The 23,769-nt window shown below is 62.4% G+C and carries 19 protein-coding genes; 12 read left to right on the top strand and 7 right to left on the bottom strand.

Annotation, left to right across the window (positions count from 1 at the left end):
• Nucleotides 1-72: 72 nt before the first annotated feature.
• Nucleotides 73-1,056 carry an L-histidine N(alpha)-methyltransferase gene (gene egtD, locus CQ007_RS13265; RefSeq protein WP_158256773.1) on the top strand — a complete coding sequence of 328 codons (984 nt, stop codon included), beginning with the start codon at nt 73-75 and terminating at the stop codon, nt 1,054-1,056.
• On the top strand, nt 1,053-2,267 hold the full coding sequence (gene egtB / locus CQ007_RS13270) for an ergothioneine biosynthesis protein EgtB (RefSeq protein WP_105646319.1): 1,215 nt from the start codon (nt 1,053-1,055) through the stop codon (nt 2,265-2,267). Before egtD ends, egtB begins: the two co-directional genes overlap by 4 nt.
• 225 nt (nt 2,268-2,492) lie before the next feature.
• On the opposite strand, the gene CQ007_RS13275 is transcribed toward egtB, so the two are convergent.
• From CQ007_RS13275 to bioB, 7 genes are all read right to left on the bottom strand, one after another.
• Complete coding sequence (locus tag CQ007_RS13275; RefSeq protein WP_105646320.1) at nt 2,493-4,298, bottom strand: phenylacyl-CoA dehydrogenase; 1,806 nt, start codon at nt 4,296-4,298, stop codon at nt 2,493-2,495.
• A gap of 374 nt (nt 4,299-4,672) precedes the next feature.
• Entirely contained in the window at nt 4,673-4,981 is a 309-nt protein-coding gene (locus CQ007_RS13280) for a flagellar basal body rod C-terminal domain-containing protein (RefSeq protein ID WP_105646321.1), read from the bottom strand.
• 48 nt (nt 4,982-5,029) lie between these two features.
• Entirely contained in the window at nt 5,030-5,734 is a 705-nt protein-coding gene (gene bioD / locus CQ007_RS13285) for a dethiobiotin synthase (RefSeq protein ID WP_105646322.1), read from the bottom strand.
• A 14-nt stretch (nt 5,735-5,748) separates the two neighbouring features.
• A complete protein-coding gene (bioC, locus tag CQ007_RS13290) occupies nt 5,749-6,543 on the bottom strand; it encodes a malonyl-ACP O-methyltransferase BioC (protein WP_105646323.1) in 795 nt (264 codons plus the stop codon).
• A complete protein-coding gene (locus CQ007_RS13295) occupies nt 6,536-7,252 on the bottom strand; it encodes an alpha/beta fold hydrolase (RefSeq protein ID WP_105646324.1) in 717 nt (238 codons plus the stop codon). Before CQ007_RS13295 ends, bioC begins: the two co-directional genes overlap by 8 nt.
• Complete coding sequence (gene bioF / locus CQ007_RS13300) at nt 7,249-8,421, bottom strand: 8-amino-7-oxononanoate synthase (protein ID WP_105646325.1); 1,173 nt, start codon at nt 8,419-8,421, stop codon at nt 7,249-7,251. Before bioF ends, CQ007_RS13295 begins: the two co-directional genes overlap by 4 nt.
• A 91-nt stretch (nt 8,422-8,512) precedes the next feature.
• Entirely contained in the window at nt 8,513-9,562 is a 1,050-nt protein-coding gene (gene bioB, locus CQ007_RS13305; protein WP_105646326.1) for a biotin synthase BioB, read from the bottom strand.
• 78 nt (nt 9,563-9,640) lie between these two features.
• Here bioB and CQ007_RS13310 point away from each other — a divergent pair, with 78 nt between their 5' ends.
• The 10 genes from CQ007_RS13310 to CQ007_RS13355 all read left to right on the top strand — a co-directional run bounded on the left by CQ007_RS13310 (nt 9,641) and on the right by CQ007_RS13355 (nt 23,677).
• A complete protein-coding gene (locus tag CQ007_RS13310) occupies nt 9,641-10,357 on the top strand; it encodes a ComF family protein (RefSeq protein ID WP_105646327.1) in 717 nt (238 codons plus the stop codon).
• Nucleotides 10,358-10,526: 169 nt separating this feature from the next.
• Nucleotides 10,527-11,501, top strand: a complete 975-nt coding sequence (locus CQ007_RS13315; protein WP_105646328.1) for a serine/threonine protein kinase — start codon at nt 10,527-10,529, stop codon at nt 11,499-11,501.
• A gap of 161 nt (nt 11,502-11,662) precedes the next feature.
• Nucleotides 11,663-13,465, top strand: a complete 1,803-nt coding sequence (locus tag CQ007_RS13320) for an acyl-CoA dehydrogenase (protein WP_105646329.1) — start codon at nt 11,663-11,665, stop codon at nt 13,463-13,465.
• 336 nt (nt 13,466-13,801) lie between these two features.
• Nucleotides 13,802-17,101 (top strand): mechanosensitive channel MscK, encoded by a 3,300-nt coding sequence (gene mscK / locus CQ007_RS13325; RefSeq protein ID WP_105646330.1) that lies wholly within the window; start codon nt 13,802-13,804, stop codon nt 17,099-17,101.
• Between the two features lie 69 nt (nt 17,102-17,170).
• The gene (gene yeiP / locus CQ007_RS13330) at nt 17,171-17,737 is read left to right on the top strand and encodes an elongation factor P-like protein YeiP (RefSeq protein ID WP_105646331.1); all 567 of its coding nucleotides are present in this window, start codon (nt 17,171-17,173) and stop codon (nt 17,735-17,737) included.
• A gap of 9 nt (nt 17,738-17,746) precedes the next feature.
• A complete protein-coding gene (locus CQ007_RS13335) occupies nt 17,747-18,403 on the top strand; it encodes an alpha/beta hydrolase (protein WP_105646332.1) in 657 nt (218 codons plus the stop codon).
• Nucleotides 18,404-18,601: 198 nt separating this feature from the next.
• Nucleotides 18,602-20,149 (top strand): ATP-dependent RNA helicase RhlB, encoded by a 1,548-nt coding sequence (gene rhlB, locus CQ007_RS13340; protein ID WP_105646333.1) that lies wholly within the window; start codon nt 18,602-18,604, stop codon nt 20,147-20,149.
• A gap of 264 nt (nt 20,150-20,413) precedes the next feature.
• Nucleotides 20,414-21,796 carry a PhoH family protein gene (locus CQ007_RS13345; RefSeq protein ID WP_105646334.1) on the top strand — a complete coding sequence of 461 codons (1,383 nt, stop codon included), beginning with the start codon at nt 20,414-20,416 and terminating at the stop codon, nt 21,794-21,796.
• A 357-nt stretch (nt 21,797-22,153) separates the two neighbouring features.
• Nucleotides 22,154-22,930 (top strand): peroxide stress protein YaaA, encoded by a 777-nt coding sequence (yaaA, locus tag CQ007_RS13350; RefSeq protein ID WP_105646335.1) that lies wholly within the window; start codon nt 22,154-22,156, stop codon nt 22,928-22,930.
• Nucleotides 22,931-22,933: 3 nt separating this feature from the next.
• Nucleotides 22,934-23,677 carry a Crp/Fnr family transcriptional regulator gene (locus CQ007_RS13355; protein ID WP_105646336.1) on the top strand — a complete coding sequence of 248 codons (744 nt, stop codon included), beginning with the start codon at nt 22,934-22,936 and terminating at the stop codon, nt 23,675-23,677.
• Nucleotides 23,678-23,769: the final 92 nt, after the last annotated feature.

Below are 23,769 nucleotides of genomic sequence, written 5' to 3' on the forward strand. Positions count from 1 at the left end.
TTCCGTCACCACAAATGGCGTTCCCAAGTGGCTGTGCTAGGTTCAAGAAGAACCCCAAGCACAGGATTCGCCGTGAATATAGCCACGCCCCTGCCCCGTCTGGAAAACCTGCTGACGCCTGATCAGGGTCACGAGCATCAGCAACTGCTCGATGGACTGCTGCAACCACAGGCCTGCATCAATCCCAAATACTTCTACGATGATCGCGGCTGCGAACTGTTCACCCGTATCTGCCAGCTCGACGAGTACTACCCGACCCGCACCGAAGCGGCCATCTTCGAACAATGCGCCGACGAGATCAGCGCAGCATTGGCCAACCATGCCCAATGGATCGATCTGGGCTGTGGCGACTGCAGCAAATCGCGCCGCTGGCTGGAGCGCATTACCCCGGCCCGGCTGATCGGCATCGACATCGCCGGAGACTTTCTGCAATCCTGCCTGGCGGACATCGCCGACGGGCATCCGGAGCTGGAGTGCGTCGGCGTGGTCAGCGACTTCACCCAACGCCTGGATATCAGCCGGCTGCTGGCCGAAGACCCACACAGCCCGCCGGTGTTCTTCTACCCCGGCTCGTCGATCGGTAATTTCGCCCGCACCGATGCCCTGCGTTTGCTGCGCGGTATTCGCCGACACTGCGGCGAGCGCGGACAGCTGCTGATCGGCGTCGACCTGGTCAAACCCAGCCACATCCTCGAAGCCGCCTACGACGATACCGAAGGCGTCACCGCCGCGTTCAATCTGAATGTGCTGGAAGTAGTCAACCAACTGCTACCGGCGGACTTCGCAGCAGCCGCATTCCGCCACCAGGCCGTCTACGACCCGCGCAACTGCCGTATCGAAATGCGCCTGGTAGCCAACAGCCCGCAGACCGTGAGGCTGGGCAACACCGCGGTACGGCAATTTCAGCGTGACGAACATATCCTTACCGAGTATTCCCACAAATACACCACCACCGGCTTCAGCACCCTGCTGGCCGAGGCCGGCTTCGGCCGGCAACAGCTGTGGACCGATCCTCACCACTGGTTCGGCGTATTCCTCGCGGAGCCACAGGCATGACCCTGCAACCGCCACCGACCGAAACCAGCCTGCTGCACTCGCATTACCGCAACGTGCGTGACCACAGCATGCAACTGGTCGAAGGACTCAGCGCCGAGGACTGCCAACTGCAGTCGATGGCCGAAGCCAGCCCGATCAAATGGCACCTGGCGCATACCACCTGGTTCTTCGAGACCTTCATCCTGTCCGCCCTGCCGACACCGCCACCCCGCTTCGATGACGCGTTCGCGGTGCTGTTCAACTCCTATTACGTCGGAATCGGTCCGCGTCATGCACGACCGGAACGGGGCATGCTGTCACGGCCCTCGCTGGAGCAGGTTTTCGCCTATCGCCGACATGTGGATGCGCACATGCATCACGCCCTCTCCTCCCCGACCCTGCCCCAGGCGTTGATGGAACTGGTGGAACTGGGTCTGCATCATGAACAGCAGCACCAGGAATTGATCCTTACCGACCTCAAACATCACTTCTCCCGCAACCCGCTGGCCCCGGCCTGGCGCGACAGCGGCAAGGATCAGGCAGTGACTACTCACGGTGGCCTGACGGTCAGGGCGCTTGCCTTCGAAGGCGGTCTGGTCGAGATTGGCCATGCCGGCAATGGCTTCTGCTATGACAATGAAGGCCCCCGCCACCGCGTCTGGCTCGATTCCTTCAAGCTGGCCAACCGCAATGCGACCAACGGGGAGTACCTCGCCTTCATCCGCGACGGCGGCTATCAACGCCCCGAACTCTGGCTATCCGACGGCTGGGACCAGGTCTGCGGCGAACAATGGCAGGCCCCGCTGTACTGGCAGCATGACGACACCGGCTGGCATGTCTTCACCCTGCATGGCCTGCAACCCCTGGCCCCCGAAGCAACGCTCAGCCACATCAGCTTCTACGAAGCCGACGCCTTCGCCCGCTGGGCCGGCGCGCGCCTACCCACCGAGGCCGAATGGGAGCATGCGGCAAATCAGGACCAACCATTGCACGGCCTGTTCGACGAGGCCTGGCAGTGGTGCAACAGCGCCTACCTGCCCTACCCCGGTTTTCGCCCCGCCGCCGGCGCGGTCGGCGAGTACAACGGCAAGTTCATGATCAACCAGATGGTACTGCGCGGCGGATCAATCGCCACACCCGCCGGGCATAGTCGGACTTCATATCGCAACTTCTTTCCGACATGGGCGCGGTGGCAGTTCAGTGGGGTGCGGTTGGCCTGGGATGGCAATTGAGCCGGCTTCCCCAGCGACTCCGAAATCGAACTAGCGCAGAACCGAATAGCCCCATCCAGACCGTTTGATGCCAGGGACGGCATCAACGAGCCTACAGGGATGTATTCACGGCGCGTCTGGATGGGGCTATTCGGTTCTGCGCGTAACCACAAGACCACCACAATCCAAATAAAAAGGCCGCTCCCGTTACCGGAAGCGGCCTTGTTGATCACTCAACGCCAGCTATCAGTAGCCCAGCGAGAAGTTCTCTTCGTCCATCTCCATCAGGTTGGCGGAACCGGACAGCATGGCCTCGACGTGTGCACGGGTACGCGGCAGGATGCGCTGGTAGTAGAAGCGCGCAGTCTGCAGCTTGGCCTTGTAGAAGGCCTCGTCCCCAGTGCCGGCAGCCAGTTTCTCGGCAGCAACGCGGGCCATGTCAGCCCAGAAGTAGGCCAGGCAAACGTAGCCGGAGTACATCAGATAATCGACCGAAGCGGCACCGACCATCTCACGGTCCTTCATCGCCGCCATGCCGATCTTCATGGTCAGGTCAGCCCATTCCTTGTTCAGGGTCGCCAGCGGGCCGACGAACTCCTGGATGGACTCGTTGCCTTCCGCGCCCTTGCAGAACTTGTGCACGATCTTGGTGAAGTTCTGCAGGGTAGCGCCCTGGGTCATCAGCACCTTGCGGCCCAGCAGGTCCAGCGCCTGGATGCCCGTGGTACCTTCATACAGCATGGAAATGCGCGAATCGCGTACGTTCTGCTCCATGCCCCACTCGGAAATGAAACCGTGGCCACCGTAGATCTGCACACCGTGGTTAGCCGCCTCGAAGCCGACCTCGGTCATGAACGCCTTGGCGATCGGCGTCAGGAAGGCCAGCAGCGAGTCGGCCAGCTTCTTCTGTTCCTCGTCCTGGCTGCGCTTGATGATATCCACCTGCTTGGCAGTGAAGTACACCATGGCACGGTTGCCTTCGGCGAAAGCCTTCATGGTCAGCAGCATGCGGCGCACGTCCGGATGCACGATGATCGGGTCAGCTGGCTTCTTCGGTGCCTTCGGGCCGCTCAGCGCGCGCATCTGCAAACGCTCGCGGGCGTACTTGATGCCACCCTGGAACGCCACTTCAGCATGGGCCAGGCCCTGCAGAGCGGTACCCAGGCGCGCCGTGTTCATGAAGGTGAACATCGCGTTCAGGCCCTTGTTCGGCGGCCCGATCAGGAAGCCGGTGGCGCCGTCAAAGTTCATCACGCAGGTGGCGTTGCCATGGATACCCATCTTGTGCTCCAGCGAGCCACAGGTAACGGCATTGCGCTCGCCGTTCTCGCCCTCGGCGTTCGGCAGAACCTTGGGCACGATGAACAGGGAGATACCCTTGGTGCCAGCCGGGGCATCGGGCAGACGCGCCAGAACGATATGGACGATATTCTCGGCCATATCGTGCTCACCGGAAGAAATGAAGATCTTGGTACCGGAAATGCGGTAGCTGCCATCTTCAGCCGGCTCGGCCTTGGTGCGCAGCATGCCCAGGTCGGTACCGCAATGGGGTTCGGTCAGGCACATGGTGCCGGTCCACTGACCGGAAATCAGCTTGGTCAGGTAAACCTGCTTCTGCTCTTCAGTGCCGTGGGCTTCGATGGTATTCATCGCGCCGTGGGACAGGCCCGGGTACATGCCCCAGGACCAGTTGGCCTGGCCAACCATTTCGCTCAGGGTCAGACCCAGGGAGTCAGGCAGACCCTGACCGCCGTATTCGGGGTCCAGCGACAGGCTCGGCCAGCCGCCTTCGACGAACTGTGCGTAGGCTTCCTTGAAGCCGGTCGGAGTCTTCACGCCCTCAGGGCTCCAGGTACAGCCCTCGGTGTCACCGACGCGGTTCAGCGGTGCAATCACCTGCTCGCAGAACTTGGCACCCTCATCGAGGATGGCGTTGATCATGTCCGGAGTGGCGTCTTCGCATCCAGGCAGGCTGCTGTAATGCTCTTCATAACCCAGTACTTCGTCGCGTACGAAACGGATGTCGCGCAGGGGAGCCTTGTATTCTGGCATGGGTACTGACCTCAACGATTATTTCAGGATTCGGGACGGCGACGAGCCGGACGGCCCATTCAAACACGTGTTTGAAACTTACGTTTTAGCCCTGTCAATGTCAAGCCCCGGCGGACGGAAAACAGGGAATTGCACTGCTGAGAGTAGCAGTAAGACCCAGGAGCTGGGTTGGGAGCCGGATACGCGGAAGGTGGTAACGAAGCAGTTACCGTTACATGGTCACGGGGGTAGCGGCTTCGTCACGCCGCCGACTAGCACTTTAATCGCTCTGTATTGGGGAGAAGGATGACGGGGATTTACGAAGGATGACGAGCTTAAGTGAACAGCATGGCAGCCGGCGCCGAAGATAATGGGGAATGTGATGAAAGGACTGCTCAGGCCCGAATATCGATCAGGGTGCCCAGCACCTCGTCGGCGGTATCAATGATCGCCGCACCTGCCTCGACGTCCCGACTGGCCTGCTGCAGTTCCACCAGGCTATTGGTCAGGTTCACCGGACGGTTGCTATCCACCCGGGTGCTGGCCGCCGGTTGTCCGGTAGCCGGTTGCAGCGGAATGGCGCCAGCCGCCGCCGGCCCGACCGGTGCACCGGCACGGGCGATTTCCGCCGCGGCGGTATTGGCACGGTACTGGCCCTGACGCACGGCGTCGAAGCCGGAGGACAACAGATCAAGCGAGGCCATGGCGCAGACTCATATAGTGGCAATATGCCCATTCAAGCACAGAATGCCTCAGGATGACATGCCGCTGGTCGGTGCAAGCAGGGCATCAAGCTGCAGATGCGCGGCCACCGTCGCCGAACCGAGCGGCTCTATGCGCGGCACCACACCCAGGCAGGGGGCCGGTAGCAGCGCCTGCAGGGTCTGCAGATTGTGCTGCTGGCGGTCCATCTGCGGGTCGACCTGGTTGGCGACCCAGCCGGCCAGTTGCAGGCCATCAGCGGCAATCGCCTCGGCAGTCAGCAAGGCATGATTGATACAGCCCAGGCGCAATCCCACCACCAGGATCACCGGAATGTTCAACTCGATCGCCAGATCGGCCAGGGTCTGCCGGTCATTCAATGGCACGCGCCAACCACCGGCACCTTCCACCAGGGTCAGGTCCGCACCCTGCTCGAACACCTTGTTGCAGGCGGCGGCCAGTTGCGCAGCAGTCAGTGTCAGCCCCGCTTCCCGGGCGGCGATATGTGGCGCGATCGGCGGGGCCAGCGCCACCGGATTGAGCAGATCGTAGTCCAACGGCGGCAGGCATTCGGCCTGCAGTGTCAGGGCATCATCGTTACGCAGGCCGGCAGCGGTGCTTTCGCAGCCGGCGGCAACCGGTTTGACCGCTGCGGTAGTCAGCCCGCGCAGCCGTGCGGCATGCAGCAGGCCGGCTGCGATGGTGGTCTTGCCGATCTCGGTATCGGTACCGGTGACGAAGTAGCGCTGGGACATGCGGGGTCTCCGGATCAGTTATCGGTTGCTTTGAACATCAGCACCTGCGCCACCTGCCAACTGGCGGGCAGGCCGTCGGCGGTGCGGAAGTCTTCATAGGCGGCAGTCAATCGGCGCAGGCGCGCGGCGCCAGTCAGCCCACCGGGACGGCCGGGGTTGACGTTATGCGCACCCAGGGACTTCAACTCCTGGGTCAGCTCGCCCAGGCGCGGGTAATACAGCACATGCTGCTCGACCTCACAGCGCCAGTCGGCAAAGCCCGCCGTACCCAGCACCGCCTGCAGTTCGTCCAGCGGCATGAAGCGATTGACGTGGACAAAGTCATCCACCGCCCGCCAGGCACTGCGCAACTCGTGCAGGCTGCCTTCCAGCAACGTGTTGAAGGCCAGGCAACCACCGGGGCGCAGCACACGCCAGGCCTCGGCCAGCGCCTTCGACAGGTCGGGACACCATTGCAAGGCCAGGCTGGAAAAGATCAGATCCTGAGAGTCACTGCGCAGCGGCAGGGCTTCGGCATCGGCGGCCACCCAGGCCGGCAGCGCCGGGCTGAGCTGGCGGGCGTGGCGCAGCATACCTTCGGCCAGATCCAGACCGATGACCGGCTGTTGAAAGCGGGCAGTCAACGCCCGGCTGAAGTAACCGGTGCCACAGCCCAGATCGATGATGTCGACAGGCGCCGAATCCGCCGGCACGCGCTCCAGCAGATTGCTGCCCACGGTGCGCTGCAGGGCCGCTGCCTGGTCATAGGTCACGGCGGCGCGGCTGAACGACTCGGCAATCAGGCGCTTGTCCAGCACTGGCTCAGGCATGCCGGGTCTCCAGCCAACCGGCAATCTCGGCGGCCAGCCACAGCGGTTGCTCCAACGGCAGAGCGTGGCTGGCCTGTTCATGCACCACCACCCGCGACGCATCATGCAGTGCAGCAATAGCCTCGGCAGCAGCTACCGGCACCAACGCGTCCTGCCCAGCAAAGCAGTGCAGCATCGGTTGCAATGGGCGGCTCAGGGCCACACGGTTGTCGAGCATGCCGAGCACTGCCAGGGCATGCAGGCGCTGTTCGGCCTCCAGTTCGTCCCAGGCCAGGGCTTTCACCAGCTGTCTTGCCTGGGGGCTGCCCTGGGCCACCAGCAAGGCAAAGCGCTTGAGGGTTTTCTCCGGCGCATCGCGGTAATCCTGATAGAAGCTCTTGAAGGTTTCCGTGGGCATGGCCTGCGCCCAGTCCCGACGTTCGACGAAACAGGCGTTGCTGGCCAGCGTCGCCACCCGCGGGAAATGCTCCGGAAAGCGCCGATGCAACTGCACTGCCAGCATGCCGCCCAGCGACCAGCCAACCAGCACGCCCGGCTTCATCTGCTGGGCCAGGCTGCTCAGATCGGTCTCCAGGCTGGATAGCTGGATCGCCGGTAGCGGCAGAATATCCACGCCGACATCGGGCAGGCGCTCAAGCAGCGCCTCGCGCAGCGGCTGCAGGGTCTGCGGCGCCAGCGCCCAGCCGGGCAACAGGGTAATGTGCGTCATGTGTTCATCTCCGGCAGGCTGGCCAGGGTTTGCTGCAGGGCTTCCAGCAAGCGGGCGATATCGTCTTCACTGTGCTCGGCCGACAGCGTGACACGCAGTCGTGCCGTACCCTGCGGTACGGTTGGCGGGCGAATGGCGGTGATCAGGATGCCGCGCTGACGTAGCCCCGCCGACAGCTGCAGCGCTCGCTGGCTGTCACCGATCAACAAGGGCTGGATCGGTGTGGGGCTGTCCATCAGTTGCAATCCGAGCGCGCTGGCGCCGGCACGGAACTGGGCAATCAGCCGGGCCAGATGTTCCCGGCGCCAGCTCTCGTCACGCAACAGCTGCAGGCTTTTCAATGTTGCCCAGGCCACCGCTGGCGGCTGGCTGGTGGTGTAGATATAAGGGCGGGCGAACTGGATCAATGTCTCGATCAGCTCCTCACTGCCGGCAATGAAGGCGCCAGCGGTGCCGAACGCCTTGCCCAGGGTCCCCACCAGCACCGGCACATCCTCCAGACCCAGGCCGTAATGCTCGACGATGCCGGCACCGGTGGCCCCCAGGCAGCCGAAGCCATGGGCGTCATCGACCATGACCCAGGCGTCGTGGTGGCGCGCGGTAGCGCAGATCTCCGGCAGCTTCGCCAGGTCGCCATCCATGCTGAACACCCCGTCGCTCACCACCAGGGTGTTGCCGCTGGCCTTGCCCAGCCGCTGCTGCAGACTCTGCGCATCGTTATGCAGATAACGGGAGAAGCGCGCACCACTGAGCAATCCGGCATCCAGCAGCGAGGCGTGATTGAGCCGGTCCTGCAACACCGTATCGCCCTGCCCGACCAGCGCGGTGATCGCGCCCATGTTGGCCATATAGCCGCTGGACATCAGCAGCGCGCGGGGACGACCGGTGAACTCGGCCAGGGCTTCTTCCAATTGATGATGCGCACCGCTGTGACCCACCACCAGATGCGAGGCGCCGCCACCAGTCCCCCAGCGACGCACCCCCTCAATCATCGCTTCGGCCACCTGGGGGTGGTTGGCCAGCCCCAGGTAGTCGTTGCTGCAGAAAGCCAGCAGCGACTGCCCGTCGACCACCGCATGCACACTCTGCGGCGACGCCAGCAGCGGGCGCTGGCGGTAGAGATGGGCGGAGCGGCGCTCGGCCAGACGGCTCGACAGGTCGAAGGACACGGGATTCTCGTTGCAGGCGAATGGATGGAAAGAGGGGCCGGACGTCAACACGTCCGGTCCGGTACTACTGATCAGTCAGTGAAGCTCAGGCTCAAACCGCCGCGGCGTTGGTAAACATGGCACTGTCGCGCTGCTCGACCAGCGCCTGCTCGATTGCCGCCTGGTGCACCTCGTCATCATGCTCCTGACGCTCCTCGGGCTTGATGCCCAGACGCTGGAACAGACGCATGTCCTTCTCCGCCTGGGGATTGGAGGTGGTCAGCAGCCGATCGCCGTAGAAGATCGAATTGGCCCCGGCGAAGAACGCCAGCGCCTGGGTCTGCTCACTCATCTGCTCACGGCCGGCGGACAGGCGAACATGGGACTTGGGCATCATGATCCGCGCCACCGCCAGCATGCGGATGAAATCGAAGGGGTCCAGGTCCTCGGCGTTTTCCAGCGGCGTGCCGGCTACCTTGACCAGCATGTTGATCGGCACGCTCTCCGGGTGTTCCGGCAGGTTCGCCAGCTGTATCAGCAGCCCGGCGCGATCTTCCAGGGATTCGCCCATGCCGAGGATACCGCCGGAGCAGATCTTCATCCCCGCATCGCGCACGTAGGACAAGGTCTGCAGTCGGTCACCATAGGTACGGGTGGTGATGATGTTGCCGTAGAACTCCGGCGAGGTATCCAGGTTGTGGTTGTAGTAATCCAACCCGGCATCGGCCAGCGCGGCAGTCTGCTCCTTGGTCAATTTGCCCAACGTCATGCAGGTTTCGAGACCCAGCTCACGCACGCCGCGCACCATTTGCAGTACATAGGGCATATCCTTCTCGGAAGGATGCTTCCAGGCCGCGCCCATGCAGAAACGGGTGGCGCCAATGGCCTTGGCCGCAGCGGCCTCGTCCAGCACCTTCTGCACCTCGAGCAGTTTTTCCTTGTCCAGGCCGGTGTTGTAGTGGCCAGACTGCGGGCAGTACTTGCAGTCTTCCGGGCAGGCACCCGTCTTGATCGATAGCAGCGTCGAGACCTGAACACGGTTGGCGTCGAAGTGCTGGCGATGCACCGTCTGCGCCTGGAACAGCAGGTCGTTGAAGGGTTGGCGGAACAGGGCCAGCACTTCTGCCGGAGTCCAGTCATGGCGGGTAACAGGCGCAGTCATCGGAGCATATCCTTGGAGTCAGTGAGGATTTCTTTATGCAACGCATGATAATGACGACATGGAGACTGTCAACCACTTATGAAGGGCAAGGTTTACAACTGGTTAACTTTTAACCATATCAATCGCTGCCTGCTGTGCCTGGGCAGTGCCGCCGGAATCGCCGAGTGCATCTGCACACCCTGCCTGGAGGAGTTGCCCTGGCTCGGCACCGCCTGCCGGCAATGTGCACTGCCATTACCCAATGCCGACCAGTTGTGTGGCCATTGCCAGTTGCTGCCGCCGGCATTCAACCAGGTGGTGGCGCCCTTTCGCTATGCCTTCCCACTGGACAGCCTGATTCCCGCATTCAAGCATCAGCACAAGCTCACCTATGGTCGCCTCCTGGCACGCCTGCTGTGTCAGGCCATAGTGCATCATCATGAGGAGCACGAGCAGGCGTTGCCCGACCTGATAATCCCGCTGCCGCTGCACCGTGCGCGGCAGGCGCAGCGCGGCTACAACCAGGCGCTGGAGCTGGCCCGACCGATCGCCCGGCGGCTGGGCGTGACGCTGGACAGGAGCATCCTGCTACGCCAGCGCGCCACCGCAGCGCAGCAGGGGCTGGATGCCCAGGCGCGCCGGCAGAACATGCAAGGCGCCTTTGTCTGCCAGCACCCACAGCGGCTTAAGGGCAAGCATGTCGCGCTGGTCGACGATGTGGTCACCACCGGCACCACGGTCAATGAAGCCAGCCGCACCCTGCTGGCAGCCGGCGCGGCCAGCGTCAGCATCTGGTGCGTGGCACGCACGCCCTGAGGCAACCGCAGGCCGGTTTTGCGTAAACCCAGCCAATGGAAACGGCGCTCGCGGCAAGACGCGGCTTCTATAATGCATAGAGGATTACCTGTAAGCTGCGTTCAACTATCATGGCAAGCCGGCCAGTACGGACGGTTTGAGGCTTGCTGCTTGCCACCTGGAGCTGCAAATGAGTCACCCTTTTGCCCTGCTGACCCCTGATACCGTGCTGGATGCGGTGGAGTCGCTCGGTTTTGTCAGCGATGCCCGCACCCTGACGTTGAACAGCTACGAGAACCGGGTATTCCAGATCGGTATCGAGGATGGCCAGCCGCTGATTGCCAAGTTCTACCGCCCGGGACGCTGGAGCGATGCAGCGATCCTGGAGGAACACCAGTTCTCCATGGAGTTGGCCGAACGCGATATCCCGGTGATCCCGCCATTGCAGATAGATGGCCAGACCCTGTTCGAATTCGCCGGCTTCCGCTTCAGCCTGTTCCGCCGTTTCGGTGGCCGCGCCCCGGAGCTGGACAACCCCGACCACCTGTTGATGCTCGGCCGGCTGCTGGGTCGACTGCATGCCGTCGGGGCCATGAAGCCCTTCGCCCATCGTCCGGAACTGACCGTGCAATCCTTCGGCCATGACAGCCGCAACTGGTTGTTCGAGCATGGCTGCGTGCCGGAAAACCTGCGCCCGGCCTATTTCTCGGTGGCCGACGACCTGCTGGCGCGCATCGAGGATATCTACCGCGCTCATCCCTACCAGACCATCCGCCTGCATGGCGATCTGCATGTCGGCAACCTGCTGTGGCGCGACGACAGCCTGTACATGGTCGACATGGATGACTGCCGCCAGGGCCCGGCCATCCAGGACCTGTGGATGATGCTGTCCGGCGAGCGCGATCAGCGTCAGGCGCAACTGTCCGAGCTGGTCGACGGTTATAACGAGTTCCATGACTTCGATCCGCGCCAGTTGCCACTGATCGAATCCCTGCGCAGCCTGCGCCTGATCCACTACAGCGCCTGGCTGGCCCGGCGCTGGGAAGACCCGGCATTCCCCATGCACTTTCCCTGGTTCGCCAGCGAACGCTACTGGGCCGAGCAGATACTTACCCTGCGTGAACAGCGCGCTGCGCTGGATGAGCCGGCGCTGCGGCTGTTCTGATCCAGCTTTATCAATTCCATCAATGGCTGTTCCACGCTGACCGATGTGCCGCATACACTGCGGCACATCATAATTCACAGCCTCTGGAAACATTGACGCGCAGGCACTGCAACAGGCCGGACGCAACGGGTTTCGAGGTGAACTCAACGGGGTGCCCCACCATGACCGATACCTTGCTCGACTCACGCAACCTGGCCTTTGAGCTGTATGAAGTACTCGACGCCGAGGAACTGACCCAACGCGAGCGCTTTGCCGATCACAACCGCGAGACCTTCGACGCCGCCCTGGCCACTGCCCGGCAGATCGCGGAGAAATACTTCGCCCCGCACAATCGCAAGAGCGACGAGAACGAACCGGAATACGTGGACGGCGCCGCGGTGCTGATCCCCGAGGTGAAGCCGGCGGTGGATGCCTTTATCGAAGCCGGTTTCCAGAACGCCGGGCGCAGCTTCGAGGAGGGCGGCATGCAGTTGCCGAACCTGCTGTCGCGCGCCTGCTTCGCGCACTTCCAGTCGGCCAACATCGCTACCTCGTCCTACCCGATGCTGACCATGGGCGCCAGCAACCTGATCGGCAAGTTCGGCACCGAGGATCAGAAGCGCCGCTTCTTCCAGCCGATGATCGATGGCCGCTTCTTCGGTACCATGGCGCTGACCGAGCCGCATGCGGGGTCTTCCCTGTCCGACCTGCGCACCCGCGCCGAGCCGGCCGGTGACGGCAGCTATCGCATCAAGGGCAACAAGATCTTCATTTCCGGTGGGGATCACCCGCTGTCGGAAAACATCGTGCACATGGTACTGGCCAAGCTGCCCGACGCGCCGCCCGGGGTGAAGGGCATCTCGCTGTTCATCGTGCCCAAGTTCCTGGTCAACGATGACGGCAGCCTGGGCGAGCGCAACGACGTGGTGCTGGCCGGCCTGTTCCACAAGATGGGCTGGCGCGGCACCACCTCCACCGCACTGAACTTCGGTGACAACGGCAATTGCGTGGGCTATCTGGTCGGCGAGCCGCACAAGGGCCTGGCCTACATGTTCCAGATGATGAACGAAGCACGTATCGGTGTCGGCATGGGCGCCATCATGCTCGGCTACGCTGGTTACCTGTACTCGCTGGACTACGCTCGCGAGCGTCCGCAAGGCCGGCATCCGGATGGCAAGGACCCGACCAGCCCGCAGGTAGCGATCATCGAGCATGCCGACGTACGGCGCATGCTGCTGACCCAGAAGGCCTATGTCGAAGGTTCCTTCGACCTGGGGCTGTTCTGCGCCAGGTTGGTGGATGACGGCAAGACCGGCAGCACCGATGAACAGCGCCAGCTGGCCAACGAACTGCTCGACCTGCTGACCCCGATCGTCAAGTCCTGGCCCTCGGAGTTCTGCCTCAAGGCCAACGAGCTGGCGATCCAGATCCTCGGTGGCCATGGTTACACCCGCGAATACCCGGTCGAGCAGTACTACCGCGACAACCGCCTGAACCCGATCCATGAAGGCACCCACGGCATCCAGTCGCTGGACCTGCTGGCGCGCAAGCTGACCCAGAACAAGGGGGCGGGCCTGCGCCAGCTGACCGGACTGATCCAGGACAGCATCCAGCGCGCCGGTGCGCATGCCTCGCTGCAGGAACTGCGGGCTCCGCTGGAGCAACTGCTGCAGCGCCTGCAAACCACCACCCAGGCGCTGCTGACTGACCTGGGCAGCGGCAAGGTCAACCAGACCCTGGCCAACTCGGCACTGTACATGAAGGTCTTCGGCCACGCGGTGATCGGCTGGCGCTGGCTGGAACAGGCCATCCGCGCTGAGGAAGGCCTGGCTCGGGGCAACACTGCTGACGAGGCGTTCTACCGTGGCAAGCTGCAGGCAGCCCGCTACTTCCTGACCTGGGAAGTGCCCGCCTGCCATCATGAGCTGAACCTGCTGGATGCCCGCGACCAGACCTGTATGGAGATGCAGGATAGCTGGTTCTGAGGCCTTTCCCCTCTCCCCCGGCCCCTCTCCCGCGAGGGGAGAGGGGAGCGGAACGTGCAAACCGGCAACATGGGTGACAGCTCAGACAGGGAGGATGGTTACGCAAGTTACGGCAGCCTGTGCTCTGGTTACACATTGCCAGCGGTATCTACCCTTGTCTGAAAACGCCATGCTGACAAGAAGGCTCACGGATTTCAGCAAGCACAATCCAGCTCCCTCTCCCCTCGCGGGAGAGGGTTGGGGAGAGGGGGAAGCTGTAGCCGTTCGCCCCTCTACCCTTTCATTCGCACCCACCGACGTCTAACCTAGCCATCAGCTCACTGCGGATTGCTAGCCATGCCACGCCTTCACCTGCTGCTGTGTCTGCTGTTCGCCTGCCAGGCGCTGTTCATGCCCCTGGCCCACGCGCAGGACAGTGACGCGGACCTCAGCCCCATCGAACGCCTGCAGGCGGATATTGCCGCGCTACCCGACAGCGGCAAGTCCGCCGCCGAACAGCAACAGTTGCAGGAAGCCTGGCAGCAGAGGCTGACGGCTCTGCAACGGATCGAGTCGCTGAAGGAGCAGCAGGCCGACCTGCAGTCGACCCTCGACGGCGCGCCTGAACAGCTACGCAGCCTGCGACAGCAGACAGATGCCCTCCGCCCGGCCGATGAAGACCACCTGCGCCAGCGTTTTACCGCCGCCACGCTGCAGACCCTGGATACCACCCTGGGCGACCTGGTGGCCAGGATGTATGACTGGCAGAACGAACTGACCGCGGTCAACAGCGATCTGATCGCTGCGGAAACCCGCCCGGAGAAGACCCAGAGCCGTATCTCCACCAACCAGTCGCGGGCCAATGAACTCAATGAGCAACTGCGCCAACTGCAGCGCCAACCCCAGAACCAGTTGAACCAGGCGCGGGTGGAGGCAATCCAGGCGGAACTGGCCAACCTGGAACAGTCCAGCAACCTGCTGCGCCAGCAATTGTCGGCGAACAATACGCTGCTGGAGCTGGCCAATGAAGAGCGCCGCCTGCTGCTCGCCGAGCTGGGCAATATCGACAAGGAAATCAACGTCCTGCAGGACGTGATCGACGAGAAGCGGCGCAGCCTGTCCGAGCAGGTGATCAGCGATACCGCCGCCGAATCGCAGCAGATCAGCAATCACCAACTGCTGCACAAGCAAAGCCTGATCAACCAGCGGCTCAGTGAAGAGCTGCTCGAATCATCGAACCGGATCAGCACCCTGTCGCGGCGCAATATCCGCACGACCCAGCAGATCGATCACCTGACCCAGCAGGAAAGCGCACTGGACCAGCAGATCAGCGTACTGGAGGGCAGCCTGTTGCTGTCGCGCATCCTGCACCAGGAAAAGCAGGCATTACCGACGGTGCAGATCGACCCCACGCTGGCCGACTCGGTAGCCGACATGCGCCTGCGCCAGTTCGAGATCAATCAACTGCGCGAACAACTGCGTAACCAGGATGCCTATCTCACGCGCCTGCTCAACCAGTTGCCGGAGGACCAGCGGGATGACTTGCGGGATGATCTGCTGCAACTGATCCGCAGCCGGGTGACGCTGGTGGAGCAGCTCAGCAGCCATATCAACACCCTGCTGGGGGAGGCCATCGCCCTGCAGATAAGCGAGAACCAGCTGCAGCAACTCAGCACCAAGCTGCAGCAGACCATCGATGATCAGTTGTTCTGGGTAGCCAGCAATCCACCGATCGGCCGTGACTGGCTGCTCAGCCTGCCGGAGCAGATGCTCTCCCAGTGGCAGGATCTGCAACCGCTCAACCAGATCAAGCGTCTGTTGCTGACCCTCAAGGATCACCCTGGCTGGCTGGCGCTACTGCTGGTCCTGGCTGGCATACCGCTGCTGCTGCGCAAGCGGCTGATCGACCGGCTGCAGCAACTGCATGGGGAAGTCGGGCATTATCGCCTCGACAACCAACGCACCACGCCCCGCGCCCTGCTGCTGACGGCGGTCTCGGTGCTACCCCTGCCCATCCTGCTGGGCGGCGCCGGTTTCGGCCTGACCTTTGGTGATACCCCCGCCATGCCCACGTTCGGCCAGGCACTGCTGCAACTGTCCGTGAGCTGGTTCGTGCTGCATCTGATGTATCGGCTGTTCGACCCCCAGGGCATCACCATCCGGCATTTCCGCTGGTCCGCAACCACGGTTTCGCGCCTGCGCAAGCTGACCCGGCGCCTGGCCTGGGTACTGTTGCCGATGGTGCTGATCATCAGCCTCGGCACCACCAACCCGGAGCATCTGGACAAGGACGTACTGGGCCGACTGGTCATGATCACCACCCTGGTGCTGTTCAGCCTGCTGGTTGGCAGTGTCATGCGCCAGAGCGAGCCCTTGAACAATTCCCGGATATTTCACTTCGGCGCGTCGCTGATTCTCATCCTGCTGCCACTGGTGCTGGCCGGGATGACCATATGGGGTTATCACTTCACCGCTATCCGCCTGGCGGACCGGATGATCGATACCCTGTACCTGATCACCGCCTGGATACTGCTGCAGGGCATCGTGGTACGCAATCTGCGCGTGGCCGGCCGCCATCTGGCCTACCAGCGGGCGATCAGCAAGCGCCAGGCCGAGGAGCAGGCCAATGGCACCGAAACGGAAGTGACACTGGACATCCCCGAACTCAAGCTCGAGCAGATCAACCAGCAATCGCTGCGGCTGGCCCGCCTCGGTCTACTGATCCTGTTCAGTGTGCTGGTGTACCTGGTCTGGTCCGACCTGATCAGCGCCGCCTCCTATCTGGAATCCATCACCCTGTGGGAGTACAACAGCGGTACCGCCGACAACCCGCTGATGGTGCCGCTCAGCGCCGGCGACCTGCTCGGTGCGATCATCGTCGTGGTGCTGACCATCACCCTGGCACGCAACCTGCCCGGCTTGCTGGAAATCCTGGTGCTGTCGCGCATGGAACTGCGCCAGGGCAGCAGTTACGCCATCACTACTCTGCTCAGCTATCTGATCGTCAGTGTCGGCATCATCAGTTGCCTGTCCACCCTCGGGGTCAGCTGGAACAAGCTGCAATGGCTGGTTGCCGCACTCGGCGTCGGTCTCGGTTTCGGCCTGCAGGAAATCTTCGCCAACTTCGTCTCCGGGCTGATCATCCTGTTCGAGCGGCCGGTACGCATCGGTGATGTGGTGACCATCGGCGAGCTGTCGGGCACGGTCAACCGCATCCGCATCCGTGCCACCACCATCACCGACTTCGACCGCAAGGAAATCATCGTCCCGAACAAGACCTTCGTCACCGAGCACCTGATCAACTGGTCGCTGTCCGACACCGTCACCCGTGTCACGGTGAAGATCGATGTAGCCTATGGTTCGGATGTGGCTCTGGTGCGCAGCCTGCTGCTGCAGATCGCCGAGAATAATCCGCGGGTGCTGGATGAACCGGAACCCCTGGTGCTGTTTCTCGGTTTCAATGACAACCGACTGGATCACGAACTGCGCATGCATGTGCGACAGTTGGGCGACCGCAACCCGGCCATCGACGAAACCAACCGGGAAATCGATCGCCTGTTCGCCGAAAACCATATAGAAATCGCCTCCCGACAGATGGATATCAATCTGCGTACCAGCCAGGGCCTGGAGCGGTTGATAAGCACCAGGAGAGAGTGAAACCGCCGCTTGCGCGGCAACAGGCGGGGAACGCACAATAGCGTTTTCCCTGTCATCCGAGCATTGCCAATGCCAAAAGCCTCCGAACTGAAGAAAGGCCAGATCGTCCAGATCAACAGCCAGCCGTATATCGTTTCCCAGATCGATGTGAAGAGCCCGTCCTCACGCAGCGGTACCACCCTGTACAAGGTGCGCTTCAACCATGCGCAGACCAAGCAGAAGCTCGAACAGAGCCTGACCGGTGATGACTTCTTCGCGCCCATCGACTTCCAGAAGCGCGCGGTGCAGTTTCTCTACCAGGATGCCGATGGCTACACCTTCATGGATAATGAGGATTACACCCAGTTCACCCTGAGCCTGGACGCCCTCGAAGAACAGATTCCCTACCTGTATGACGGTATCCAGGGGCTGTATGGGCTGGTGGTGGAAGGCAACCTGGTCGGTGTGGAGCTGCCGTCTGTGGTGGAGATGGCGATTGCCGAAACGCCGCCGGCTATCAAGGGTTCCTCGGCCAGCGCCAGGACCAAGACCGCGCGCTTTGCCAGCGGTCTGGAGATCCAGATCCCCGAGTACCTGGAAACCGGTGAAGTGGTACGCATCAACACCGAAACCGGTAAATTCATGTCGCGCGCCTGAGGATAAAGCATGTCGAACGAAGCCCTGATCATCGAATCGCCCAAGCCGGCGGATGCCTGCGTCATCTGGCTGCATGGCCTGGGCGCGGACCGCTATGACTTCGTGCCGGTGGTCAAGGCGCTGGAGCTGCCGGCCGATCACCGCGTACGCTTCATCTTCCCGCAGGCGCCAACCCGCCCGGTGACCATCAATAACGGCTTCCCCATGCCATGCTGGTTCGACATCCTGGCGATAGCGCCACAACGGGTGATGAATATGGCGCAGTTGGCCGAGTCGGTAGCGATGGTCCGCGGCCTGGTCGAGCAGCAGATCGACAGCGGCATCGACGCCTCGCGCATCGTGCTGGCCGGCTTCTCCCAGGGCGGTGCAGTGATCATGCTCGCAGCGGTGGAAAGTGGCCTGCCGCTGGGCGGCATCATGGCCCTGTCGACCTATGGCCCTGGCCTGGAACAGGCCCTGCGCGACCATCAGGGGCCGACGCTGGACGCTTTCTTCGCCCACGGCCTGCATGACGATATCCTGCGGCCGGAGCTCGGCCGCCAGGCCCACGACCTGTTGCAGGGCGCCGGGCATACCGCGCATTGGCACGTCTACCCGATGGGGCATGAGGTGTGCCCGGCGGAGATCGCCGATATCCGCGACTGGCTGAACAATCGTTTAGCGTGAAAGTCGCATAGCGAGCCTTCTAATGGCCTTCTCCCGTTCCGGGAGAAGGTGGCGCGTAGCGCCGGAAGAGGGAACGATCACGCCGCCGCGGACTTTCATTATTCGGGTGCCCATGGCGGCATGATCGTTGGGTCTTCGCTAACCGCCTGGGTTGCTTTACACTGCTCGATGATTCCCATATCACATCGAGAGACGATTGTGCTCAAGGCACTGAAAAAACTATTCAAACCGGGCAAGACACCGGCTCCGCATCACGAGACGCACATCGAGCCGGCCGCTGCCCCGGTCGCCCCGGGCAGCGCCACGCCGACACCCGCGGCGCAGGCCCAGGCTAAACACGACAAGCACGAAAAGAAGGATGCCCGCCCGCGGCGCACCCGCCAGGCCAAGGCACGTCCGGCACCTGCGCCGGCCAAGCCCTGGGCCATCACTGATTTCGCCGTGGAACCAGCCGAGGGCAAGACCCGCTTTCATGACTTCCCGCTGCCCGACAGCCTGATGCGCGCCATTCAGGACCAGGGGTTCAGCTATTGCACACCGATCCAGGCCCAGGTGCTGGGTAATACCCTGCTTGGGCACGACGCCATCGGGCGCGCCCAGACCGGCACCGGCAAAACCGCTGCGTTCCTGATCTCGACCATTACCCAGTTGCTGGAAACCCCGCCGCCGGATGAGCGCTTCATGGGCGAGCCGCGGGCGCTGATCATCGCACCGACCCGCGAGCTGGTGATGCAGATCGCCAGTGATGCCGAAGGCCTGACCAAGCATTGCGGCCTGAACGTCATGGGCTTCGTCGGCGGCATGGACTATGACAAGCAGCTCAAGCAGTTGGAAAAGAAATACTGCGACATCCTGGTGGCGACACCGGGGCGCCTGCTGGACTTCTGCAATCGCGGCGAGGTGCACCTGGACCTGGTCGAGGTGCTGATCCTGGATGAAGCCGACCGCATGCTGGATATGGGCTTCATCCCGCAGGTACGCCAGATCATCCGCCAGACCCCACGCAAGGGTGAGCGCCAGACGCTGCTGTTCTCCGCCACCTTCAGCGATGACGTGATGAACCTGGCGCAGCAGTGGACAGTCGACCCGGCCATCGTCGAGATCGAACCGGAACGCCCCGCCTCGGAAAACATCACCCAGAAGGTCTACGCCGTCAGCAGCAGCGACAAGTACAAGCTGCTGTTCAACCTGGTCACCCAACTGGAGCTGGAGCGGGTGATGGTGTTCGCCAACCGCAAGGACGAGGTGCGCCGCATCCAGGAACGTCTGGTGCGCGATGGCATCGATGCCGCCCAGCTGTCCGGCGACGTACCGCAGAACAAGCGGGTGCGCACGCTGGAGAACTTCCGCGAGGGCAAGCTGCGGGTGCTGGTCGCCACCGATGTGGCCGGGCGCGGTATTCATATCGACGGCATCAGCCACGTGATCAACTACACCCTGCCGGAAGACCCGGAGGACTACGTCCACCGCATCGGCCGGACCGGGCGCGCCGGTGCCAAGGGTACCTCGATCAGCTTCGCCGGCGAGGATGACGCCTTCCAGTTGCCACCGATCGAGGAATTGCTGGGCGGCAAGCTGGAGTGCATGCCACCGGAAGAAGAGCTGATCAAGCCGGTGCCCAAGCGTCAGCGCAGCGCCGAGGAGAAGGCCGCCAGCGATGCCAACGAAGCCGAACAGGCCGCCGCCGCTGCAGCCAATCGCAGGCGTTCAAGTTCAAGAAGGGATGGTCGACGGGACCGTCGCTGAGTCTTTTTCACAACCGGGCCGATGACTATAACCCGCTCATTCGGCCCGGGTGAACCCCCATCCGTCCGTTAATGGCGATCTTCCACATTTATTTCATTGACGCTTGTAGCCGTCATTTACTTTGCGCTATACCTCAATCAACCGACCGATGCCTGGCAGTGATCCATTGATACCGCCAGGTAATGCGAGTCGGTCTTGCGGACTGCCAGGTGCGGACCGGTGCCTGATACAGTCTCGTATACGGCCATTGCGAGGTAATAGCCCATGGAAGCGTGCGGAGCGACCCGACACACCTTCTACGTACTGGATACCAACGTCCTCATCCACGATCCCAATGCCCTGCTCAATTTTGAAGAACACCACGTTATCATCCCGATGACCGTCCTCGAAGAACTCGACAAGCTCAAATCAGGCAAGACCAGCACCGCCGCAGACTGCCGTCAGGCGATCCGGCTGATCGACCAGACCCTGGCCGATGCCCCTCCCGCGCTGGTTGAATCCGGCGTACCGATCCAGCGCGGCAAACTCGGCCCCAACGGCACCCTGGCGATCCTCATGGACAAGGCGCCGATCCCCGCGCACTGCCTGCCCAATGACATCAACGACAACAAGATCATCAACCAGTTATGCCAACTGCAGATCCGCCATCCCGATGACCGCATCGCGCTGGTGTCCAAGGACATCAACATGCGGCTCAAGGCCCGCGCCTGCGGTATCGATGCGGAGGACTACCACACCGACCAACTGCTCGACGACATCAACCTGCTGGCCCGCGGTTACCATCAGATCGAGGGCTCGTTCTGGGACCGCGCCAGCCGCGTCGAAACCCGCCAGCTGACTGGCCAGACCCTGCATGATGTGCAGTTGATCGACAACCTGCCGGCCCTGCACATCAATGACTTCATCATCGACGAGCAGGGCTTTGTCGGTCAGATCAAGGCAGTCGACGGGGTCAATCTGCAGCTGCTCGACATGCACCGCGAACCGCTGATGCATCAGGAAGCATGGGGACTGCGGCCGAGGGACCTGTTCCAGGCGCTGGCCATGCACGCCCTGCTGGACCCGGACATCCACCTGGTCAACCTCACCGGCGCCGCCGGCTCGGGCAAGACCATCCTGGCGCTGGCGGCAGCGATCGAGCAGACCATGGTCAGCAAGACCTACCGGCGCATCATCGCCACCCGCAGCACCCAGGGGCTGGACGAGGATATCGGCTTTCTCCCCGGTACCGAGAAGGAGAAGATGGAACCCTGGCTGGGCGCGATCACCGACAACCTGGAAGCCCTGCACATGGACGACGAATGCACCCATGGCAGCGTGGAATACATCCTCGACCGGGTACCGCTGCAGTTCAAGTCGCTGAACTACATCCGCGGGCGCAGCTTCCAGCAGAGCTTCATCCTGATCGACGAAAGCCAGAACCTCACACCGCACCAGATCAAGACCATCATCACCCGCGCTGGCAACGGCTCCAAGGTGGTGTGTCTGGGCAACCTGGCGCAGATCGATACACCCTACCTGAACGCCACCAGTTCCGGTCTTACCTACCTGACCGAATGTTTCAAGGACTTTCCCCACGGCGTGCATATTCACCTGCAGGGCGTACCCCGCTCGCTGCTGGCGGAGTACGCAGAGACCCACCTGTAAACCGGTCCAGCCCCTGCTGCAAGGAGGGGCTGCTCCCATGGATTGCCACGTCGGCAAAAAACGCCGCCTCGCAATGACGGCGGGGAGCGCAACGCGGCAAGCAGCGCACAAGAGCTTACCCAGAACCCCGTCATTGCGAGCCCTGCAAGGGTGCGGCAACCGCTTGTCATTGGGAGCCCTGCAAGGGCACTACAATCCTCGTCATTGCGAGCGAAGCGCGGCAATCCAGTGATAGCGGGATGCTCGAAGCATATGGATTGCCAAGACACAAGATAAACGGCTTTATCAGTCCCATTGGGAGCCTTTGGCCGGTGTATGCGGCATAATATCCGGCACTGCATTTAAGGAGCCCTTGTCATGCTGATGGTGATTTCCCCCGCCAAGACCCTGGATTACGACACCGCACCGGTCACCAAGCGCCATACCCTGCCGCGCTATCTGGATCACAGCCGGGAACTGATCGAGGTGCTGCGGGAAAAATCGCCCCAGGACATCGCCGTGCTGATGTCACTGTCGGACAAACTCGCCAGCCTCAACGTCGCCCGCTACGACAGCTGGAGCGATACCTTCACTGCCGAGAACAGCAAGCAGGCCCTGCTGGCATTCAAGGGTGACGTCTATACCGGGCTCAATGCCGAGGACTTCAGCGAGGAGGATTTCGACTTCGCCCAGCAGCACCTGCGCATGCTCTCCGGGCTGTACGGCATCCTGCGGCCACTGGACCTGATGCAGCCCTACCGCCTGGAAATGGGCACCAAACTGGCCAACCCGCGTGGCAAGGACCTGTACAGTTTCTGGGGCGAGCACATCACCGAGTGGCTGAACCAGGACCTGGCCGAACAGGGCGACGGCGTGCTGCTGAATCTGGCGTCACAGGAATATTTCGGCGCGGTCAAACCCAAGGCCCTGGATGGCCGGCTGATCGAGACGGTATTCAGGGACCAGAAGAACGGTCAGTACAAGATCATCAGCTTCTACGCCAAGAAGGCCCGTGGCCTGATGGCCCGCTATGTGATCAAGGAACGCCTGCAGGATCCGGAAGGGTTGAAGGACTTCAATCTGGACGGTTATCGCTATGACCAGGCCAGCTCCAGCCCTGACAAGCTGGTATTCCTGCGTGAAGAGCAGCGCTGAGCCATGACCGGCGCCGGGCAGAACGGCTCGTCACCAGGGCCCAGTGACCGACTTACCCAGTTGCTGCAACATAATCGCTGGTTTGGTGACCTGCCGACTGACTGCATCAGCGAGATAGTGGCGATGGCGCGATTGCGCGGGGTGGATGATGGGCAGCGGCTATTTGCCCGCGGCGATCTGCCGGACGGTCTGTATGGTATCTGCAGCGGCAGCGTGCGCATCAGCAATACCGGCACCGATGGGCGCGAAGCACTGCTGACGGTACTCAGCCCCGGCAGTTGGTTTGGCGAGATATCCCTGTTCGATGGCCTGCCCCGCACCCATGACGCCCATGCCATGGGTGCCACCGAACTGCTGCTGATTCCGCAGAAGGGTTTCCAGCAACTGCTCGAACGCCGTCCCGAGCTTTATCCGCATTTCATGCGGCTGCTGTGCCGACGCCTGCGCCTGTCATTCAACATGATGGACGACAGCGCCCTGCTCCCGCTGCCTGCCCGGCTGGCCAAACGCCTGTTGATGCATGCGCAGTACTACGGCGAAATGGCGATGAGCAATGAGCGGCTGTCCATCCAGCTATCCCAGGAAACCCTGGGCCTGATGCTCAACAGCTCGCGCCAGAGCATCAACCGCCTGCTCAAGCAGTTCGAACAGGCCGGCTGGATTCGCATCCACTACAGCCAGATCAGTATTCTCGATGAAGAAGCCCTGACCCGCATCGCAACGGGCAGCGGTATGCCTGGGGTGTAGCCCCCCGGTCCGCGTTCGGGCAATATGCCTATGGCCTGGCCCGGCCGTCGTCGAGCAGGCGCTCGACAACCCGGGAGCAGCGCGGTACCAGG

The sequence above is a fragment of the Pseudomonas sp. MYb185 genome (assembly GCF_002979975.1).
Taxonomy (GTDB): Bacteria; Pseudomonadota; Gammaproteobacteria; order Pseudomonadales; family Pseudomonadaceae; genus Halopseudomonas.